At 65.5% G+C, this 16,885-nt stretch carries 14 protein-coding genes; all 14 read right to left on the reverse strand.

What is annotated here, in order from left to right; translation table 11 throughout:
• Positions 1–8: 8 nt before the first annotated feature.
• The 14 genes from CEW83_RS03070 to CEW83_RS03135 all read right to left on the reverse strand — a co-directional run bounded on the left by CEW83_RS03070 (position 9) and on the right by CEW83_RS03135 (position 16,885).
• Entirely contained in the window at positions 9–524 is a 516-nt protein-coding gene (locus tag CEW83_RS03070; RefSeq protein ID WP_108948033.1) for a phage baseplate assembly protein V, read from the reverse strand.
• Complete coding sequence (locus CEW83_RS03075) at positions 521–1,648, reverse strand: hypothetical protein (RefSeq protein ID WP_108951162.1); 1,128 nt, start codon at positions 1,646–1,648, stop codon at positions 521–523. The genes CEW83_RS03070 and CEW83_RS03075 overlap by 4 nt, the downstream gene beginning before the upstream one ends.
• Positions 1,641–1,982 (reverse strand): hypothetical protein, encoded by a 342-nt coding sequence (locus CEW83_RS03080; protein ID WP_108948034.1) that lies wholly within the window; start codon positions 1,980–1,982, stop codon positions 1,641–1,643. The genes CEW83_RS03075 and CEW83_RS03080 overlap by 8 nt, the downstream gene beginning before the upstream one ends.
• A complete protein-coding gene (locus CEW83_RS03085; protein ID WP_108948035.1) occupies positions 1,979–2,632 on the reverse strand; it encodes a hypothetical protein in 654 nt (217 codons plus the stop codon). Before CEW83_RS03085 ends, CEW83_RS03080 begins: the two co-directional genes overlap by 4 nt.
• Positions 2,629–4,524: a DUF4157 domain-containing protein gene (locus CEW83_RS03090; RefSeq protein WP_108948036.1), complete on the reverse strand. Its 1,896-nt coding sequence runs from the start codon at positions 4,522–4,524 to the stop codon at positions 2,629–2,631. The genes CEW83_RS03085 and CEW83_RS03090 overlap by 4 nt, the downstream gene beginning before the upstream one ends.
• Positions 4,521–4,793 (reverse strand): hypothetical protein, encoded by a 273-nt coding sequence (locus tag CEW83_RS03095; protein ID WP_159099371.1) that lies wholly within the window; start codon positions 4,791–4,793, stop codon positions 4,521–4,523. Before CEW83_RS03095 ends, CEW83_RS03090 begins: the two co-directional genes overlap by 4 nt.
• Positions 4,790–6,751: an ATP-binding protein gene (locus CEW83_RS03100; protein ID WP_108948038.1), complete on the reverse strand. Its 1,962-nt coding sequence runs from the start codon at positions 6,749–6,751 to the stop codon at positions 4,790–4,792. Before CEW83_RS03100 ends, CEW83_RS03095 begins: the two co-directional genes overlap by 4 nt.
• A complete protein-coding gene (locus tag CEW83_RS03105; protein WP_108948039.1) occupies positions 6,748–8,040 on the reverse strand; it encodes a DUF4255 domain-containing protein in 1,293 nt (430 codons plus the stop codon). The genes CEW83_RS03100 and CEW83_RS03105 overlap by 4 nt, the downstream gene beginning before the upstream one ends.
• A complete protein-coding gene (locus tag CEW83_RS03110; RefSeq protein WP_108948040.1) occupies positions 8,037–8,930 on the reverse strand; it encodes a hypothetical protein in 894 nt (297 codons plus the stop codon). Before CEW83_RS03110 ends, CEW83_RS03105 begins: the two co-directional genes overlap by 4 nt.
• A 7-nt stretch (positions 8,931–8,937) precedes the next feature.
• Positions 8,938–9,636 carry a phage baseplate protein gene (locus CEW83_RS03115; RefSeq protein ID WP_108948041.1) on the reverse strand — a complete coding sequence of 233 codons (699 nt, stop codon included), beginning with the start codon at positions 9,634–9,636 and terminating at the stop codon, positions 8,938–8,940.
• A gap of 12 nt (positions 9,637–9,648) precedes the next feature.
• Positions 9,649–10,173: a phage tail protein gene (locus CEW83_RS03120; RefSeq protein ID WP_108948042.1), complete on the reverse strand. Its 525-nt coding sequence runs from the start codon at positions 10,171–10,173 to the stop codon at positions 9,649–9,651.
• Positions 10,174–10,227: 54 nt separating this feature from the next.
• A complete protein-coding gene (locus tag CEW83_RS21290) occupies positions 10,228–12,510 on the reverse strand; it encodes a phage tail sheath subtilisin-like domain-containing protein (protein WP_108948043.1) in 2,283 nt (760 codons plus the stop codon).
• 536 nt (positions 12,511–13,046) lie between these two features.
• Positions 13,047–16,136, reverse strand: coding sequence for a PAS domain S-box protein (locus CEW83_RS03130; RefSeq protein ID WP_159099372.1), 3,090 nt, complete (start codon positions 16,134–16,136; stop codon positions 13,047–13,049).
• A 308-nt stretch (positions 16,137–16,444) separates the two neighbouring features.
• A complete protein-coding gene (locus CEW83_RS03135; RefSeq protein WP_159099373.1) occupies positions 16,445–16,885 on the reverse strand; it encodes a hypothetical protein in 441 nt (146 codons plus the stop codon).

The following is a 16,885-nucleotide window of genomic DNA, read 5'->3' on the forward strand; positions in this document are numbered from 1 at the left end:
CGTTGTTGTCAGATCACCGTGAGGGCGCCCTGATTGATGCTTACCGTCGGGCCGGTGAGCATGATGGTCGCGCCCTGGCCGTTGGAGATGGTGATCCCCACCTCGTTGATGGAGATCATCGCGCCGGTCATGGTCTTGAGCAGGATGCCGCCGGTGGGGCCGGGCAGATCGGAGATCATCAGTCCGTTCTGGTTGCCGGTCTGCAGCACGATGCTCGGTGAAACCGGCAGACCGGCCAGTGCCAGCGCCGGGACTTCGGCCGCAGAACCCCAGAAGCCGCCGACCCAGATCGGATAGTCGGCGTCGCCCTGTTCGAACTCGACCCACACGCCGGCGCCGATCTGCGGCAGCACGAAGGCGCCGCTCTGTATGCCGGCGAAGGGCACGCAGGGCATGGCCCAGGATGACAGCGCCGGGCCGAGCACATCCGGCACCTGAACCTGGATGCGGCCCATCTGCATGGGGTCGATGTTGTTGACCACGACCCCGCGGAACTTGCCGAAATGACGTGTCTTCTCGCTCATGCGGGCACCAGTGGCAGGGTGGAGACAAGGCCGTTGCGGGCCAGTGAAAACGACTGCCGGAACTCGCCGGCCTTCAGACTGCTGCTGACCCGTTTCACGTAGTACAGGCCGTCGAACGCCATGCCGGCGCCGCGCACGCCCACCAGCTGGCGAGCCTTCAGGATGTGGCCGTAGCGCAACACGTCGAGGCTGCCGTTGCCGGTCACGGCGTCTGCCGAGGACGCGGCTGCAGCAGCCAGGCCCTTGCCCAGGGCCGCAATCGGCGACAGTTTGGCGGTCTCCTTCATCAGCTTGAGGCTTTTGACCATGGGCGGAATCAACCCGAGCGGCGGGTTGGCGAGGCTGACGTCGGGCACCGGCAGCGGAATCGGAAACTTGGTGATCGGGTTCTGGATGAACACGATCGGCATTTCCGCATCGGACTGGTTGACCGCGAAGGAGAGCGACTCCACGTTGGTGTGTACGTCCATGCCGGTGTTCAGCGCTGGCTGCACCGGGCCGAGACGGATCTCCGGCCCCCAGTAGGCAATGTTGGCACCAGGCAGCGGTCCGGGCTCGATGTAGAACACATGGCCCGCGTCGCGGGCGAGCTGGCGGGTGTAGGCGAGGTCGGTGCCTTCGTGGGTGGGAATGCGGTCGACCGGAATCGGCACGTCCTCGAACACCGAGGGGATGATCACCGGCAACATGCCGTACAGCCCGTAGCGGGCGACGATCAGCGCCACGCGCGCGGCGGGCGGCATGGCCGGATAGGGCAGGCCGCTCATGTCCTGCTTGTCCATGGCCACGGTCAGATCCTCACCGGTAATGGTGAGGCGTCCCTGACCCGGCTCGTTGCCGCCGCTGATCTCCTGGCGGGTGATGAGTCCGTCCATCAGTACCGTGGGAAGGCTGTTGAGCGTGGCCACCAGGATGACCCGCAGCCAGGGGACCTGCCCGCCTGCGATCAGCAGCAGGGTGTGCAATGGCGAGCGGCTGTCGATGGCGAAGGCGAGCTGGAAGCCGCTCGGGCTGCCTGCCGCCGAGGTCACTTCGACGCTCTCCAGTGCGTCCATGACCGGCTTCGGTGCGGGCACGGGCACGCCCGGTCCCACCAGCAGCGTAAGCTGGATGCCCTTAAGCACCGCCGCCACCATTGCCAAAATTGCCGCCGCCGCTGAGTCCGGCAGGCAGGGTCAGGCGCAGCACGCGGCCGGGGGTTTCCAGCTCGTCCGGAATCTGCGCATCGTTGCCGTCGGCGATGCGCCAGAACTGCACCGGGTCGCCCAGATTCGCGGCCGCAATGCGATCGAGGCGCTCACCGGCCTCCACCCGCACTTCGCCCATGCTCACCAGGCTGGCGGGGTCGGGGATGAAACGGCGGCGCAGAAAGACGCGCTTCTCGCCGTCGGCTGTCGTCAGTTCGCCCGTGGCCACGCCGGCGTAGCGGCTGTTGGGGGGAAAGCGTTCGATGCTCATGGCAGTGACGCCAGCCCGACGGAGGACAGGCTGCCGGTGGCGGCCCCCGCGGCGAGACGTTCCTTGCGTTGCTGATAAACCATGTACAGGTGTCCTCCCTTGTCGCCGAAGCCCAGATCGCCCACATGCAGCACCCGCAGACCCAGCGAAACCCTGGCTCGGATCGGGTTGAGGCTGGCGTCGAAGGCTTCCTCGGTAACCGAGAAGTCGGTAATCCGCACCGGCACCACGCGCTCCCGGCTCCACACGAACAGGGTGAGCGGTGCGACGGTGGGCGCGATTTCGAGCGTGCCGAGACTGGCAAGCAGGTTGTTGTGGATCAGCGCCGCGCTGTCCGGATAGACGATGGTCTCGAGTGCGGCGAGCTGGCCGTGGATGCCGGATGCGGTCACCGCCGGATGCTGGTCGGGGACTTCGAGCTGGTCGGTGGCGTCGATCTCGGCGTCGAGCCTGATGGTCTCGGTCGGCGGTCCATTGAGCCGCAGGGCTTCGGAAAACGTCCCGCTCTGTTCCGAGGTCTGCGGCTGCAGCGTGCGGCTCAGGGTCTCGGGGTTGTACTGCAGCGAGATCACGCGCTGCACCGCGCCGCTGGACGGATCGATCAGGATCAGGCCGCCGCGCAGCAGGCGGGGCGAGAGGGGGCTGCTCATTTGCTCAGACTCCCTTGTCGGGTCTTGCTGTCCATGTTCGCGAGGTCGTCGGGCAAGGTGCCTTTGGCATCGCAGTCCATGTAGAAGATGTCGTAACCGGTAAGTGGGCGGTTCGCGTCGTAGGCTTCCTGAAGACCAAAGTCACGCAGTTCCTTCAGCGCATCGTCCTTGGTCGTCGCGGTCAGTTCGGTGGAGGCGCTGTTCGAGATTGCCTGGTAGGTCTTGCCGTGCTTCAGCAGGGCCATCGCGTGCGCCGCACGGCCGTTGTCGCTTGGCTTCACCGCCATGTAGCCGATCGGCGTGAAGCCGCTTGCCGTGAGCAGGCGCACGCCGTAGGTCGCCAGCACATCGCAATCGACCTTGAGCTGCGAATTCCGCGGGCCCGCTGCCGTCAGCTTGGTGAGGTGCCCCGATTTGTCAGGCTTGATGTCCTCGGACGCATCCGGCAGTACATGCCAGGTGAAGGCCTCCGTGATCTGCTTGAACAGTGCCTTCGCTGCTGCCGGGTTTCCGGGATTCTGCTTGTCCACCGCCTGACCGATCTTCTCGGTGTTTGCTTCAAGCCAGGCCTTGAGGACACCGATGCTGCGCGATGCCGGTGCCGGGATCGCAATGCCGGAAGCCTTCGACAGCGCGAGAACGTCTTCGACCGTGACGCGCTGTTTGTTGCCGATGGACCACGCCAGCGTATTCGCATCCGGATTGATCGTCTTGCCGCCAGTCTGGATCTGCGCACCCTCGACGAAGTAAGCCTGTTCCGACACAGCCCGCAGCAAGGCGCTGCGCTTGTCCGTCATCATCCATTCGGTGAAGTCGGTTCGGCTCGCAGGATGGTAGAACATCACCTGGGCAAGCTTCAGGGGCAGATCAGCGTCGGTGGCATAGGCCTTCACGACGACCTTGAGCGCTGCATTGACCTTTGCCGCGCCCAGCTTGGCCGCATATTTGCCCTGATCGGTCGTCAGCCGGGTGAACAGACCATGATCACCAAGCGAACTCGCGTTCGCTGCCTGGAACTGAGCGATGGTGGTGATCTGCGCTTCCGATACCTTGGCGGGATGGCCGAGTACGGTCTGATAGACAAACTTGCGCTCGCCTGAATCGGTGATCTTCGGGGCGAGTGCCATTGCCTGGTCGATGAATCCGGCAGCTGCGAGGTCTGTCGCGAGCATCTGCGCACGGGATTCCTTCTGGAAGACTTTCGGGCCGCTGTTATCCAGAATCCGTCCAGCCAGTTTTTCAGCCTTCTGGAAGTTGCGCTTCCATTCGGCCTTGGCCTTTGCGTCCTTGGGCTCCTCGAGCAGATTCATGTCCTTGTCGTGGGTGATGGAGAATCCGTAGCTCTGGAGGTTCATTGCATAGTCCGGATGGGTCGGGTCGAGGCCCTTCGCGTCCGTCACGCGTTTTGCCAAGGCCTCGTCGATCTCCTCGTCCAGCGTCTTGTGCTCAAGGCGGGGACGCGCTTCGCCAGCCTGTTGCACAACATGCGCGAGCTCATGGGCCAGCAGCGCGCGGCCGGCTGCGCTGCCGGGAGACCATTGCCCCGGCGCGAGGGCGATGTCCGAGCCCCATGTGATGGCGCGGCTGCCCGCCGCACGCACGGCCTCTGCGCTTGCACCGGTCGCAAAGATGCGCACACGGGAGAAGTCGTGTCCGAATCCGCGTTCAAACTGCGCGCGCAAGGCCGGCGGGATTGGTTGCGGGCTGCCCTTGGGGAGCGGGCTGTGCGTGCCCGAGCGGTCGGGTATCAGGCTGCGCTCACGCACCGGTTCGGTGTGGCCGGCGAGGGTGTCGAATGCGCGGATCGCACTGCGATCGGCAGCGGACTCCCGTGCCGGGCGATCCGGCGCGGATGCGGTGTCGCGAATCGAAGCGGTGTGCAGGCGGTTCATGACGTTTCTCCGCCAGTCCCGGTGCCGCCCGCGGGAGGCTTGATGTTGAGCGCCTCCACAGTGGTGCGGGCGAGCGTCTCGGCTCGCAGGTCAGCTGTGCTTCCAGTTTTGACACTGCTGCGTGCCGGGACGAGTGAAGACGCCGACACACCGCTCGCGATACGGGCTGCGATCTGCTGTTCGAGGGCGGCGATGTAGTCGCGCTGCTGCGCCGGGCTGAAGCCGGGGGGGAGGCTCAGATGGTCGATGTGAAGATGAAACTTGCTCATGTCCATCCCCTCGTCTCTGCATCGGTCAGTGGGTGCTCGCGTTTCGCGGCATCGCCATGAGCGGCCTGGAGAAGGTGCTGCATGCCGATGGCGTCGCCGGCGTCAGCGGCAAGAAACGCCGCAGACAGCGCAATGTTGCGGATGCTGCCACCCGTGACCGACAGCCGGGCCAGCTTGTCGAAGTCGAGTGTGGCGGTGGGGGCTGCCGGCGGAAAAGCGCGTTTCCACAAGGCGAGGCGCTGCCCTGAATCGGGAAACGGAAACTGAACGACGAAGCGCAGGCGGCGCGTGAAGGCGCTGTCCAGGCTCGACTTCAGGTTGGTGGTGAGGATTGCAAGGCCGTGGTACGACTCCATCCGCTGCAGCAGGTAGCTGATCTCGATGTTTGCGTAGCGATCGTGGCTGTCCTTGACCTCGCTGCGCTTGCCGAACAGCGCGTCGGCTTCATCGAAGAGCAGGATGGCGCCGCAGTCTTCGGCTGCGTCGAAAATGCGACGCAGGTTCTTCTCGGTCTCGCCGATGTACTTGCTCACCACGGATGACAGGTCGACGCGGTAGAGGTCGAGTTGCAGGGCGTTGGCCAGGACCTCTGCCGCGAGCGTCTTGCCGGTGCCGCTCTCGCCCGCAAACAGCGAGGCCAGACCGAGCCCGCGACTGCCTGTCCCGGCGAAACCCCAGCGCTCGAACACGACATGACGCTGGCGGACGTGTGCCGCGATCTGCCGCAGGACGCCAAGCTGCGCATCGGGCAAGACCAGATCGTCCCAGCCTGCCTCGGTCGACAAACGCTGCGCAAGGGCGTCGAGCGCGCTGTTGGTCTCCTGCCTGCAACGCTGCCACAAGCCCGACCCGGTGGCGGGTACTTGTGCGCGGTTCGTGTGCGATACATTGGACGCTTCGCGGGCGATGGCCTGCAATGCGTGGCTGGAAAGACGGAAATGGCTTGCAGTGCGCTCAAGCTCGGCGCTGTGGTGCTCGACGGTTTCCGCATCGAGCGCGTCCGTCCACAGCGCGTGGCGCTCCCCGCTGGCGGGCTTGTCCACGCGGAAACGGCGTGCGGGTCGCACCGTTGCCAGGCCGCTATTGCCGCACGCGAAACAGGTCCCGCCGACATGCTCGAGAAAGCCGCGCGCCGCAGCGGTTTCATCAGGACTGTCGGTGGTGAAGGACATGATCAAGGCCACGCCAAGCAATCGTGCTTCGCGTGCCCAGAGCGTCTGCAGTGCGCTGCGTTCATCCGCTGCGCGCGGAATGTCCTCTGCGTTCAGCACCCGGCACCCAAGGCCGAGGGCGCTTGCTGCGCGCGCGGCGATATCGCGCTGAGCCATCGGATCGTCGCCCTCGAACAGGATGAGGGGCGGTGTCCGGCGATTCGACGCTGCGTCCGTCAGGGTATCGATCACCTGCCGGGTCACCAGCCTGTGGCTCGGCGGCTGCAGGTGCGCTGTGTCGACCGTTGAGACAAGCGGTGACAGCCGGCGGTCAAGTTCGTTGATGCCTGCCAGGAAGTGGAGAATGCGTTCGTCGATGCGCAGCCGTGCCGTCGCGAGGCCTGGCGTGGGGTCGATCTCGATCAGGCGCCAGTGGCGCAGCGGCGAATGCGGTGACAGCGCGCTCCAGTGCGGTGCCTGCAGCGCTGCCAATGCGAGCCCGAAGCTCGCCCAGGGGCGGCCCTCATCACCATGCCCGTGCGCACATGCCAGTGCCACTCCGGCATCCATCTCGACGCCTGCACACAGCAACAGCAGATCGCGCTCGAAGCCTGACAGGTCGAAGCTGCTTGTGAGCTGGTCAATGGCGCCGTGCTCGTGCAGTGCCTGCACATGCTCGGTCGAGCAGGCGTGGGTCAAAGGGACGGCGGTGGCTTCCGGTTGCAGCAAGGCCCTGAGGCGTGCGAACTCATGAACCAGCAGTTGTTGGTTGGCGCTGACCCAGTCCGGAGCCATGGGTGCGTTCATGGCAGTGTGATCCTGCGGTCGAGATAGGACACCGGTGTGCTCACACGGTCGATGATCGTGCTCTCGAAGCCATCCACCCGCAGGCGCACGAGGTGCGTGGTGCCGGGCGCAGGGGCGTTGTGTAGCTTGAAGGTGAGCCGGCTGCTTGGGGCGAAGACCGGATCCGCACTGAGCTCGTGATCGCCCAGGATCAAGGAGACCGATTGCCCCGGTCGCAGCGCCGGGACGACATCCATCATCAGCGTGACGGTCGTGCCGTCACGGACTGCACTGAAGGGGGGCAGCACCGGCGTCGGGGCCAGCGCAAGCGGCAGCTGGTTGGTGGTGCGCGCGTGGTCGTCTTGCGGGCGCAGCAGGGACATGCTCAGACGGTAGAGGCCGGCAGGCAGATCGGGTGGGACGGTGAAGCGGATCTGATTGCTGTTGCCGCCGTCGATCGCGAGGCTGCGACTGAGCTGCAGCGCCGCTATGCTCAGCGTGACGTGGCGGTCCGCGCCGTCCAGGTGATGGCCGTCGACACGAACCTCGCTGCCCGACGTCGCCACCGGATGGCCACCGGCCGGAATCACGGCCTCGAGCGTTGGCAGTGGCGGTACCTTCCCGGTGAACACACTGATTCCACGCTCGCGTCCCGATGCCGGTTCGACGCCGCCTCTGCTGAGTACCGGAAGCGCGCTGCGCGCCGGCCTGATCGATTCGATCAGCACCACCGACACCTGGAAGGCCGCCGTGGGCCGGTAGCGTGCCTGCAGCGCGGACCACAGGCGGGACATTTCCTCGCTGCCGATTGCCGATGGCGTGATTCTGAGCAGTTCCACCTGCTCGGCAAGGTCCGCACTGCGCAGGCTCTGGTAGATGGTGGGGAGAATGGCACCGTCGACGATCTCGGGCTGCAGTGCGCGACGGATTGCTTCGCGCGGAATGACCGGGTTTTCGTGCAGCAGCTGGAGTGCGTAGCCGAGCAGCACTTCGGCCTGCAGGTCTGCGCGTCCATAGGCCGTCAGCAGGTAGTGCAGGTCGAGCGCCAGCGGCGGGTTGCTGATGCGCCCGCCGGCGCTGTCGCGGCTGGGCAGGGCAGCGTTGCGCCACGCCGGATTGGGCGTCACCTGGTGCAGAAAGAGGTTGAGCTGTGGCGCCGTCTTGTCGTCCAGCGACACCGTGTCGGGTGCGCCGGCGCTGACCATCACACCGGCGCCCAGTGCGTCGTTGATGGCATGGTCGATCAGGCCCGAGTCCAGCAGGTCCTTCAGGACCGCAGTGACAGCGGCAATCGCAAGCGCATTGCTCATGATCCGCCTCCCTGACGACGGGCGAGATAGTCGGAGAGCGACAGTGGCGCCGGGCCGCAACGCTGCGGCGGCGGAGGCGCCGGGCGTTGCGGAGGATTGATCTCCAGGCGACCGATCGTGATGTGGACCTCCGGTGCCGCATCCGTGTCATCGGCCGGCTTGCGTGGCTGCGCCTCGCTCCGCAGGCGTTCGGACGCAGCAGCCAGCCGGACTGGCGATCCAGCTGCCCGCGCAGGCAGCGGGCGGGTCGGCACGGCGTCGTTTGCGGTCGGTTCGGCCTCGTCCTGTACGGCTGGCGTGGGTTGTCTTGCGGGCGAAACCAGACGCTCGATCAGGCTGTCGAGGTCCCGGCTTGAGCCAGCACGCAGGGGCGTCGCGGCGGGCTGTACTTCCGACTGCGGCTGGCGTGCCTCGGGTGGTGCGAGCGCAGCGGGACGTGTGCGATGAGGCGCGTCCGTGAATGGGGCGTCGAAGGCTGGCGCTGAGTCGGTGTCCGGTGTTGAGCCGCTGCGGGTGGGCTGAGCGCGCTGGCGCTCGGGTGCGGGACGGTTCTCGCGTTCGCCTGGACCGGGCGTGTCGGGCTTTGCCAGCGCTGCGTGCTGGAGGGCGGCGGCGCGCGGGGCCGGGGAGGGGAGCAGGGGCTGTGGCGTGCGTGCGGCGTCTGCCATGTGCGGGGTGGGCGTCATGGTCTGAGCGTGAGCGGCGTCGCGGTCTGGTGTGGAACTGCCGTTAGTGTCCGGCTGTGACAGGCCGGGCTCGAAGGTCGGCGCGGGGCCTTCTTCCATCGGGGCGCGTGTTGCGGCGGTCGCATAGGGCAGCGTTGCACGGCTGCGCGCCCGGTGGCTGATGCCGAGGCTGCGTCTGGCGAGTTGAAGGAGATATCCGCTCATGTCGCCCTCAACCGATCAGGTCCAGATAGGCGGCACGCCGTGCCGGGCTCAGGGCGAGGATGTCGGCTTCGCGCCAGCCGTAGGCGAGGGCCAGCCGATGGACCGCATGCAGCAGCTCGCGTGCGCGGGCGCCGAGTTCGTCCCAGAACCAGCTGCCGACATCGAGCAGGGCGTCCCAGTGCTCGCCGCATTCGCTGCAGTGCATGCCGAGACGGATGTTTGCTGCCGGGTCCAGGTCTTCCATCAGGGCTTCGAGCGCGGCGGCCTGTGCGGCCGAGATGTCTTCGCTGCCCGCAACATGGCAGCGCGCGAGCAAGTGCCGGGCGACGCGCTCGGGGTCGTCCGCCGCGAGCGCGAGCGCCTGGTCGCGGCTCGAAGGCAGGCGCCATTGACCGCCATCGAGCTCGATCAAGGCATCGTCCGCTGGCAGCGGCAGTGCGGCCAGCAGCGTGTCGCCATCAACCGAGAACTCCATCATTGCGCCACAGCGCGGGCAGGCATCGTAGCCGTCGAGCTGCGCGCCGAAGGTGGCGTTGCGCAGTGCCAGCAGGCGGGCTTCGCGCCAGCCCACCGGATGGTCGGCAAGCCCGTCCGGCGCCTCCTCGGGCAGTCCCAGGGCGAGCGCAAGCAGTGCGCGGTCTATCGGATGCCGGGACTGACCGGCGTCCCACAGATAGAGGAGTTGCGAAGCGCTGAGTGGCCGCATAAGCGGGCTCCGTCAGGCCGGCTCGACGTAGCTGGGTTCACTGGGTTCGCTCACTTCGTAATCCCGCTCCCAGCCCTCGTTCTCGAGCTTGATCTGCTGTATCGCCACCGCGTTGGCATTGGCGTCGAGGTCGGGCAGGGCCTGATACTCGGACACCCAGCAGCGGAACACCTTGTACGCCAGCGCGAGCTGGCCGGCTTCGTTGTAGACCTCGATGATCAGGTCCTTGCGGAAATCCTTGAGCGAGACTTCGCTGCCCAGGCCCGAGCCGAGGTTCCAGACCTTGTTGGCCCACTGCTCGAAGTCCTTGTCGTGGGTGACGCCGCGCTCGAGCGTGATGGCGTCGAACTTGCTGCGTCCCGGCGACTTGCGCGAACTGGACGGGTCGCCCCCTTCGCGGTGCTCGACGACTTCGGTGCTGCGTTTGAGCGCGGACACCTTGCTGATGCCGGCGACGTAGCGGCCGTCCCATTTCACGCGGAATTTGAAGTTCTTGTAGGGATCGAACCGTTGCGAATTGACGGTGAACTGCGCCATGGTGCGGCCTCCTCGAATGCGATGACGGGTATGCGGGGCGATGGGTCAGTACGCCTACACCTGAATCTGTCCGGCGAGTTGCTGAATGCTGATGACGACGAATTCCGCCGGTTTGAGCGGCGCGAAGCCGACCAGGATGTTCACCACGCCGCGGTTGATGTCGTCCTGCGTCGTGGTTTCGCGGTCGCACTTCACCAGGTAGGCGTCACGCGGTGAGGAGCCCTGGAAGGCACCCTGGCGGAACAGCCCGTTCATGAAGGCGCCGATATTGAGCCGGATCTGCGCCCACAGCGGTTCGTCGTTGGGTTCGAACACCACCCACTGTGTGCCGCGGTAGAGCGACTCTTCGATATACAGCGCGAGCCGTCGCACGGGCACGTACTTGTACTCCGAGCTCATCTGGTCCGCACCGCGCAAGGTGCGCGCGCCCCAGCACACTGCACCATAGACCGGGAAGGTGCGCAGGCAATTCACGCCGAGCGGATTCAGGCTGCCGTTCTCACCGTCGGTGAGCGTGAGCGCCAGCGACTGCACGCCGGACAGGTTGGCATCGGTGCCGGCGGGCGCCTTCCACACGCCGCGGCTGCCGTCGGTACGGGCGTACAGGCCGGCGATCGTGCCGCTCGGCGGTGTGAGCCGCGGCTTGCCGTTCTTGAGCGGGTCGGCCACATGCGTCCAGGGGAAGTACACCGCGGCATGATCGGATTTCGGCAGGTCGGTGCCGGACGCCGACTGCACCATGGTGGCCACGTCGGTGGCCGAAGGCGGGGCGTCGATGATGAAGAAGGCCCTGCGCTCCTGGCAATAGCTGGCTGCATCGGTCAGCACGCCACTGTCGGTGATGCCAGGCATGACCAGCAGGTTGAACAGGTCCACGTCTTCCAGTGCGTACAGACCCTCGCGCTTGCTACGACTGCCGATGAACGCGGGGTAGATGTCGGCCGCGGCATAAGGGGTCTCGCTGCCGCCGCCGAGGAAGGCATCGGTGGGCGGCGGCGACAGGACGGCGCCTGTGAGCAGGTGAAGGCCGGTTGCGATGTCATTGCTCGCGGCGGCGCTCACGGCGATCGCCGAGCCCGCGCCACGCGAACCGGACGCAAGCACCAGGATGCTGCCCTGAACGCTCGCCACGAAATCGCGATAGGCGGGGTTGCCGGGTTTGAGCGCACGAACCGCTGCCTGCAGACGGGCTGCGACATCGGCCATTTTCGCCCCGAGGTTGGCGCCGGCCGCCGGGGCAACGCCGATATCCACAAGGTCGGGCCCGTAACCGTCGAGGCTGATGCGAAGGCTGCTGTGCGTCGCATCGGGCAGCGCGTCCAGATCGTTTGCGGCGAACGCACCGCTGGTCAGCGTTGCGGGGTCGGGCAGTCGTGCCGGACGGATTGCGGCGACCGCATCGGCTTCGATGCCGCCTGCAGCCGCACCCAGCTTGAGCACGCCCGCAGCATTGTTGCGCGCGCCGGCCAGCACCCGTACCGAGGAGAACTCGCCCCCGCTGCCCGAACCCAGAACGAGGGTGGAACCGGTGCGGGTGCAGGTGAAGTTGAGCAAGGCCGGCTTGCCTGCGGCCTGTGCCCGAACCTTGGCCTGGATGGCCGCGGCAAGGGTGGTCAGGCGCTGGATGGCGGTGCCGCCGGCAATGTCCGCCGGCAGCGTGATGCTGACGGTGACCGACGGCAAGCCGTTGACCACCACCCGGAAGTCCGTATGTGTAGCGTCAATCACGGTAGCAACATCTGCAATCGCGCCGCTGGTCGAAGTGCCGGCGGGCAGTCCGTCGAGGGTTGCCTGAGGGACATCGCGGCTGACCTTCACCAGTTGCGACACGCCATTCACCAGGTCCGGCAGATAGCGCGCATCGGCCGAATTCATGGACACGTTGGCGTACTGCTCTGCGCGCCCGTCGCTGCTGCGGATGACGCTGAGGTTGAAGGTGCTGTCCGGCAGTGCGGTGGTGTAATCCACCCGCAACTGGATGTCGTTGCCGGATACACCGGCGTCGAGCGCGGTGACGGTGAGCACGTTGGCTGCGGTACTGCTGAGCAGGGTCCGGCTCGCGGGTGAGGCGTCCTTGACCACGCGCACGATCCACGCGTCCGCGCCGCCGTTGCCAAAAAACTGGCGCACGCCGTAGCTCATCTCGGAGTCGGCGGACAGGCCGCCAAAGTTGCGCTCGAAATCCGCGAAGCTGTGGATGCGAACCGCCTTGTTGACCGGACCGCGCGGTGCGGCACCGAGGAAGGCTGCAACGGAGGTGGCAACGCTGGAAATGGTGCGAACCCCGCTCGGAATTTCCTGGATGTAAACCCCGGGGGCGGCGAACTGGACGGGCATGACGGGCTCCTTTTCCGGGGCTGCCCCGATGGGCCACCCCGTCGTGATCGGGCAAAGCCGAACCGGTTGGAGACTGCATCCCGTGCGCAACGGTGCGACCGGAACCCCTGATCGATCCAGCTTCCTGGAACACCCTCAAAGGCGGGCGGAAAGATGCGCATGCGGTCTGCTCGGCCGCCGTGACGGCGCACGGCGGCTTGCGTTCCTGAATCAATCATCCCATTCACATCGGTCAGTGCGGGCGCGGACGAAAACGCCATGCGATGTGGCTGCCCGGCCTGCTGGTGACAGTCAGCATCTGGCCGGCCCCGGCTCTTTTCGGACAGGCAGGATGCGGCTTCGCGGCGTCATCTGGACGTACTTGCTCCCGGTGGCGTCGCCGATGCTGATAGCTTGAACTTAGACAAGGAGCAGTGGAAACTCAATGTGATATTTTTGCTTGACATGCCGGATTCGATGGGGGGTTGCGTGCTGCGACGAGGGTGCACCTCAAGCCACTCAAGGGCGGAGTCATCAGGCGTGATGCGGGGACGCGCTCAGGCGGGCGTGTCCGCGGCCACCGCCGCCATGTGGCGGTTGCGACCGGATCGTTTGGCGGCATACATCGCATCGTCGGCGGCGCGCAGCAGGGTTTCGATGGTGGTGCCGGCCTCTGGGAAGCGCGCAATGCCGATGCTCGCGCCGATGTGTATCGTTTCGCCCTCTATCGTCAGTGGCTGCGAGAGTGCGTGCAGGATCTTGTCGGCCAGCATGTCCGCATCGCCGGGCTCGCGCAGGCTGGGAAGGATGATGGTGAACTCGTCACCGCCAAGGCGCGCGACGGTGTCGCTTTCCCTGACCTGGGCCTGCAGGCGTTCGGCCACGGCAATCAGCAGGGTATCGCCTGCGGCGTGTCCAAGCCTGTCATTGACCGCCTTGAAGTGGTCCAGGTCGAGGAACATCAGGGCGCCGCTGCGGGCCTCCCTGCGCGCCAGCGCCAGTGCCTGGCCGAGGCGGTCGATAAAGAGCCCCCGGTTTGGAAGGTCGGTCAGCGGATCGTGATGGGCGGTATGTTGCATCCGCTCCTCGGTGTTCTTGCGCTCGGTGATGTCTTCGAGAATGGCGACGTAGTGTGTGACCGTTCCATTGGCATCAAGCAGGGGCGTGATGGTCTGGTCCACCGTGTAGCGTGAGCCCGTGCTGTGGGTGTTGATGAGTTCGCCATGCCAGGTCTTGCCGGCGCTGATCGAGTCACGGAAACGTGTATGGAGGTCCGGGTTGTCGTCCTTGGCGCTGAATATCATCGGGTTTGCACCCAGGATCTCGGCATCGGAGAAGCCGGAAAGGGTCGAGAGCGCGCGGTTGCCCCACAGAATCGTGCCGCTGCCGTCGGTGATATAGGCCGCATTGGCGACATTGGCCAGCGCGGTGTTCAGCAGGGTCAGCCACTCCTGCTGTACGGCGGACTCGAGTGAGACACCGACGCGATCTGCAAGGCCTTTGAGGACCTCCAGCGTGCTGGCGTGTCTGAATTGCCCTTTCCGACGACCGTAGAACGTGAGAACGCCCCAAGGCTTGCCGCGCAGCATCAGGGGCAAAAGGATGGATTCTCCGGCGCCGAGCGCATGGATGCTGCCCTCGCAGCCGTGACATCCGGCGTCGGCGAAATCCACGATTTCCGGTTCGCCGCTGCGCATCACCTTGGAGGCAGGCTGGCAATGAGGTGCGTCGTCCCAGCGCAGGGCGGCCTTGCTCAGAGCCTCGAGTGCGCCGCTGGCCTCGGTGTCCGAGGTGGCGATCACGGTAAGGCGGCCGTCTTTCTCCGCGCGCCCGATCCAGGCTCCGATAAAGTCGAAGATGGGTACGATGCGCTGGCAGAAGATACGCGCAATTGCGGCCAGTTCGGTCTTTTGCTGCAGGAGCAGATTGTCCATGCGGTTGAAGGTGGCCCCGATTGCGTTATTGCGCTCGTGCTCTGTCGTGTCCCGGGCGTAAACTGCGACGCTCTCGACCCTGCCGTTGTCGTCCTTGACCGGATAGAGGTTGTTGTCGAAGAAGCGTCCGTCGCGGCGGTCGTTCAGGTGCGTGGGCTCTCCGCTGATCACGACCTGCTGTATCGCGGCATTACGTGGTGCGACCAGTGCAGGTGGCAGATAGTCGAAGAAGTTCCGGCCACTCATGTCTTCGGGAGTCAGGTTGAAGCGCTGTGCGGCACAGGCGTTGATCTCGAGAATCACACCCGCGGGGTCGAGGAGCAGCACGGATTCGCTGCTTGCGTCCAGGAGCGCACGCATGCGCGCCCGGCTTTCGCGCACTGCCTGCGAAGACTGCTTCTGCTCGCTGATGTCGCGGACGAAACACACTGCTGACCACTTTCCATTGAGCCTGATGGCCGAGACCGACAGCGAAGCGGCAAACTCGCGGCCATCCCGGCTGCGACCGGTTACCTCGTGCTGCCTGCCATTGCGCTTGTAGTCGTCGCTTGCGATGAACTCGGAGAATTCTGCGCTGGCCCAGCCCATGAGGCGTTCAGGGATGACAAACTCAAGTACGTCACGACCGAGCACTTCGTCTGCGCTGTAGCCGTAGATCCGCCCGGCGGCGGGATTCCAGTACGAAATGCGTCGCTGTTCGTCGATCAGGAAGATCGCGTCCTGCGCCGTGGTGCAGATATTGCTGAAGCGTGCTTCGCTGTCACGCAGTGCCTGCTCTGCCTGCTGTCTTTCGGTGAGCTCTGCTTCAAGTTGCCTGTTCGCGGCCCTGAGCTCGGCCGTGCGTCGGGCGACCGCTTCCTCGAGATGCTGCTCGCGTTGAGTCTGTGCCGCTTCGTGCGCCTCAAGCTCGTCGAGCATCCGGTTGAAGCCGGTGGCGAGTTCGGCAAGTTCTCCATGACCTTCGACAGGCAGACGTTCGGCCTTGCCCCATGGTGCACCGATACCACGCATCGCCCGTGTGGAACGTTGGAGCGGGAGCGTGATGCTGCGTGCCACGAGCGAGGCGAGCAGCAACAGGACGATGCCGGCAATGCCCGTGCGCAGCACGGTGTTGGAGGTCTGATTCCAGATCGCTGCGTCAACGTCTTCAACGAATACACCGGAACCGATGACCCAGCTCCACGGCGCCACATTACGGACATAGGAGAGCTTCGGATAAAGCTCCGCGGGCTGATCGGGCGAGGACGCGGACCGGGGCCAGACGTAGCTCAGGTAACCATCTCCGCCGTGCTCGGCGAGTGCGCGGAGGGTTGCCTGCGTGTCCCTTGTCCCGTGCGTCGGTACCTGGGAAGGATCCGGGAGCGAACGCAGGTCCGGCACAAAGGTGAAGCGGGATGCGTCGAGCAGGCGACCCTCGAGCCTGGGCTGCAAGGGGTGCATCACCACTCTTGGATCCTTGCCGCTCATGTCGGCAATCCAGAGGTACTCGCTGTCCGAACGACGCATGGCACGAACGGCGCTGATCGCCGCACGTTGTGCGTCGGCGGCCGACAGCGTGCCATCCAGCTGCAGTGCGTGGAAATGCAGCATGACGTCGTGACCGGACACGACGAGGCTCTTGGTCTGAAGCTCCCTTTCGCGCCAGAGGGCATCGCGCAGCGCCATTCCATCGAGCAAGGCGCCGAGTACGACGCTACCGACCAGTATGGTCACGATCAACCATATGCGGTTGCGAACGCTCAAACGACTCAACCTGGAAAACATCAGAACCCCCTGCCGCAGTAGCTGTCCTTTCGCGCTGCCTTTCAGCGTGTCGGTGATCGCCTGCAGATCACCAGAAAAGGCTGTGGCTCCGTCCGTATTATCTAGGTCGTTCGTTATATTTCAGGTTGACGCAGGTCACACGTTTGATCGCAAGTTGAGGGAAGCGAACGTGCGCTGTGACGTAGTGCTTCCCTCGCGCACGCTCAGGCTCGTTCCGGGTGGCCGCGGCGCGTGACGGCGGTCGCCCCGGCGCAGCCTCAGACGTTCTCGGTGAAATGAAGATAGGGCAGGGTGTCAGTGCCGATGCGAACGCGATGGACCTCGGTCAGACCGTTGGCCTTGATCAGCACCGTGTATGCGCCGTGGTCGAAGGGGCCAATCATGCTGTCGGCGTCGAGCGCGATCTGGACGAGCTTGCGGCCGTCGCGGTCAAGCACGCGGACGTCCGCTCTGGTCTGCCCTGCAATCGGCGCCGCGGACGGCGCGGGAAGTGCGAAGCTCAGCGGATAGGCATCCGACTGACCGCCTGCAGCCACGTTGTGGGCGTACTTGTTGTCTTCCTGCCGGTCGGCAGCAAGCCTTGCGTTGTCGCTGCCCGCGCTGGCAGGTGCAACATTGGCGCCGATGGCGAAGGTCGCCGCCGCCAGTTGAAGGAAATGCCGCAGCACACGGCGCGAAATACGGTGTCTGTTTCTCAT

It is taken from the genome of Parazoarcus communis, assembly GCF_003111645.1.
Lineage (GTDB): Bacteria > Pseudomonadota > Gammaproteobacteria > Burkholderiales > Rhodocyclaceae > Parazoarcus > Parazoarcus communis_A.

Bases quoted from the DNA above. Each gene is read 5' to 3' on its own strand.
- CEW83_RS03115 (WP_108948041.1), bottom strand. From the start codon at position 9,636: ATGCGGCCACTCAGCGCTTCGCAACTCCTCTATCTGTGGGACGCCGGT.
- CEW83_RS21290 (WP_108948043.1), bottom strand. From the start codon at position 12,510: ATGCCCGTCCAGTTCGCCGCCCCCGGGGTTTACATCCAGGAAATTCCG.
- CEW83_RS03070 (WP_108948033.1), bottom strand. From the start codon at position 524: ATGAGCGAGAAGACACGTCATTTCGGCAAGTTCCGCGGGGTCGTGGTC.
- CEW83_RS03095 (WP_159099371.1), bottom strand. From the start codon at position 4,793: ATGAGCAAGTTTCATCTTCACATCGACCATCTGAGCCTCCCCCCCGGC.
- CEW83_RS03085 (WP_108948035.1), bottom strand. From the start codon at position 2,632: ATGAGCAGCCCCCTCTCGCCCCGCCTGCTGCGCGGCGGCCTGATCCTG.
- CEW83_RS03080 (WP_108948034.1), bottom strand. From the start codon at position 1,982: ATGAGCATCGAACGCTTTCCCCCCAACAGCCGCTACGCCGGCGTGGCC.
- CEW83_RS03100 (WP_108948038.1), bottom strand. From the start codon at position 6,751: ATGAACGCACCCATGGCTCCGGACTGGGTCAGCGCCAACCAACAACTG.
- CEW83_RS03110 (WP_108948040.1), bottom strand. From the start codon at position 8,930: ATGAGCGGATATCTCCTTCAACTCGCCAGACGCAGCCTCGGCATCAGC.
- CEW83_RS03090 (WP_108948036.1), bottom strand. From the start codon at position 4,524: ATGAACCGCCTGCACACCGCTTCGATTCGCGACACCGCATCCGCGCCG.
- CEW83_RS03135 (WP_159099373.1), bottom strand. From the start codon at position 16,885: ATGAGAAACAGACACCGTATTTCGCGCCGTGTGCTGCGGCATTTCCTT.
- CEW83_RS03105 (WP_108948039.1), bottom strand. From the start codon at position 8,040: ATGAGCAATGCGCTTGCGATTGCCGCTGTCACTGCGGTCCTGAAGGAC.
- CEW83_RS03120 (WP_108948042.1), bottom strand. From the start codon at position 10,173: ATGGCGCAGTTCACCGTCAATTCGCAACGGTTCGATCCCTACAAGAAC.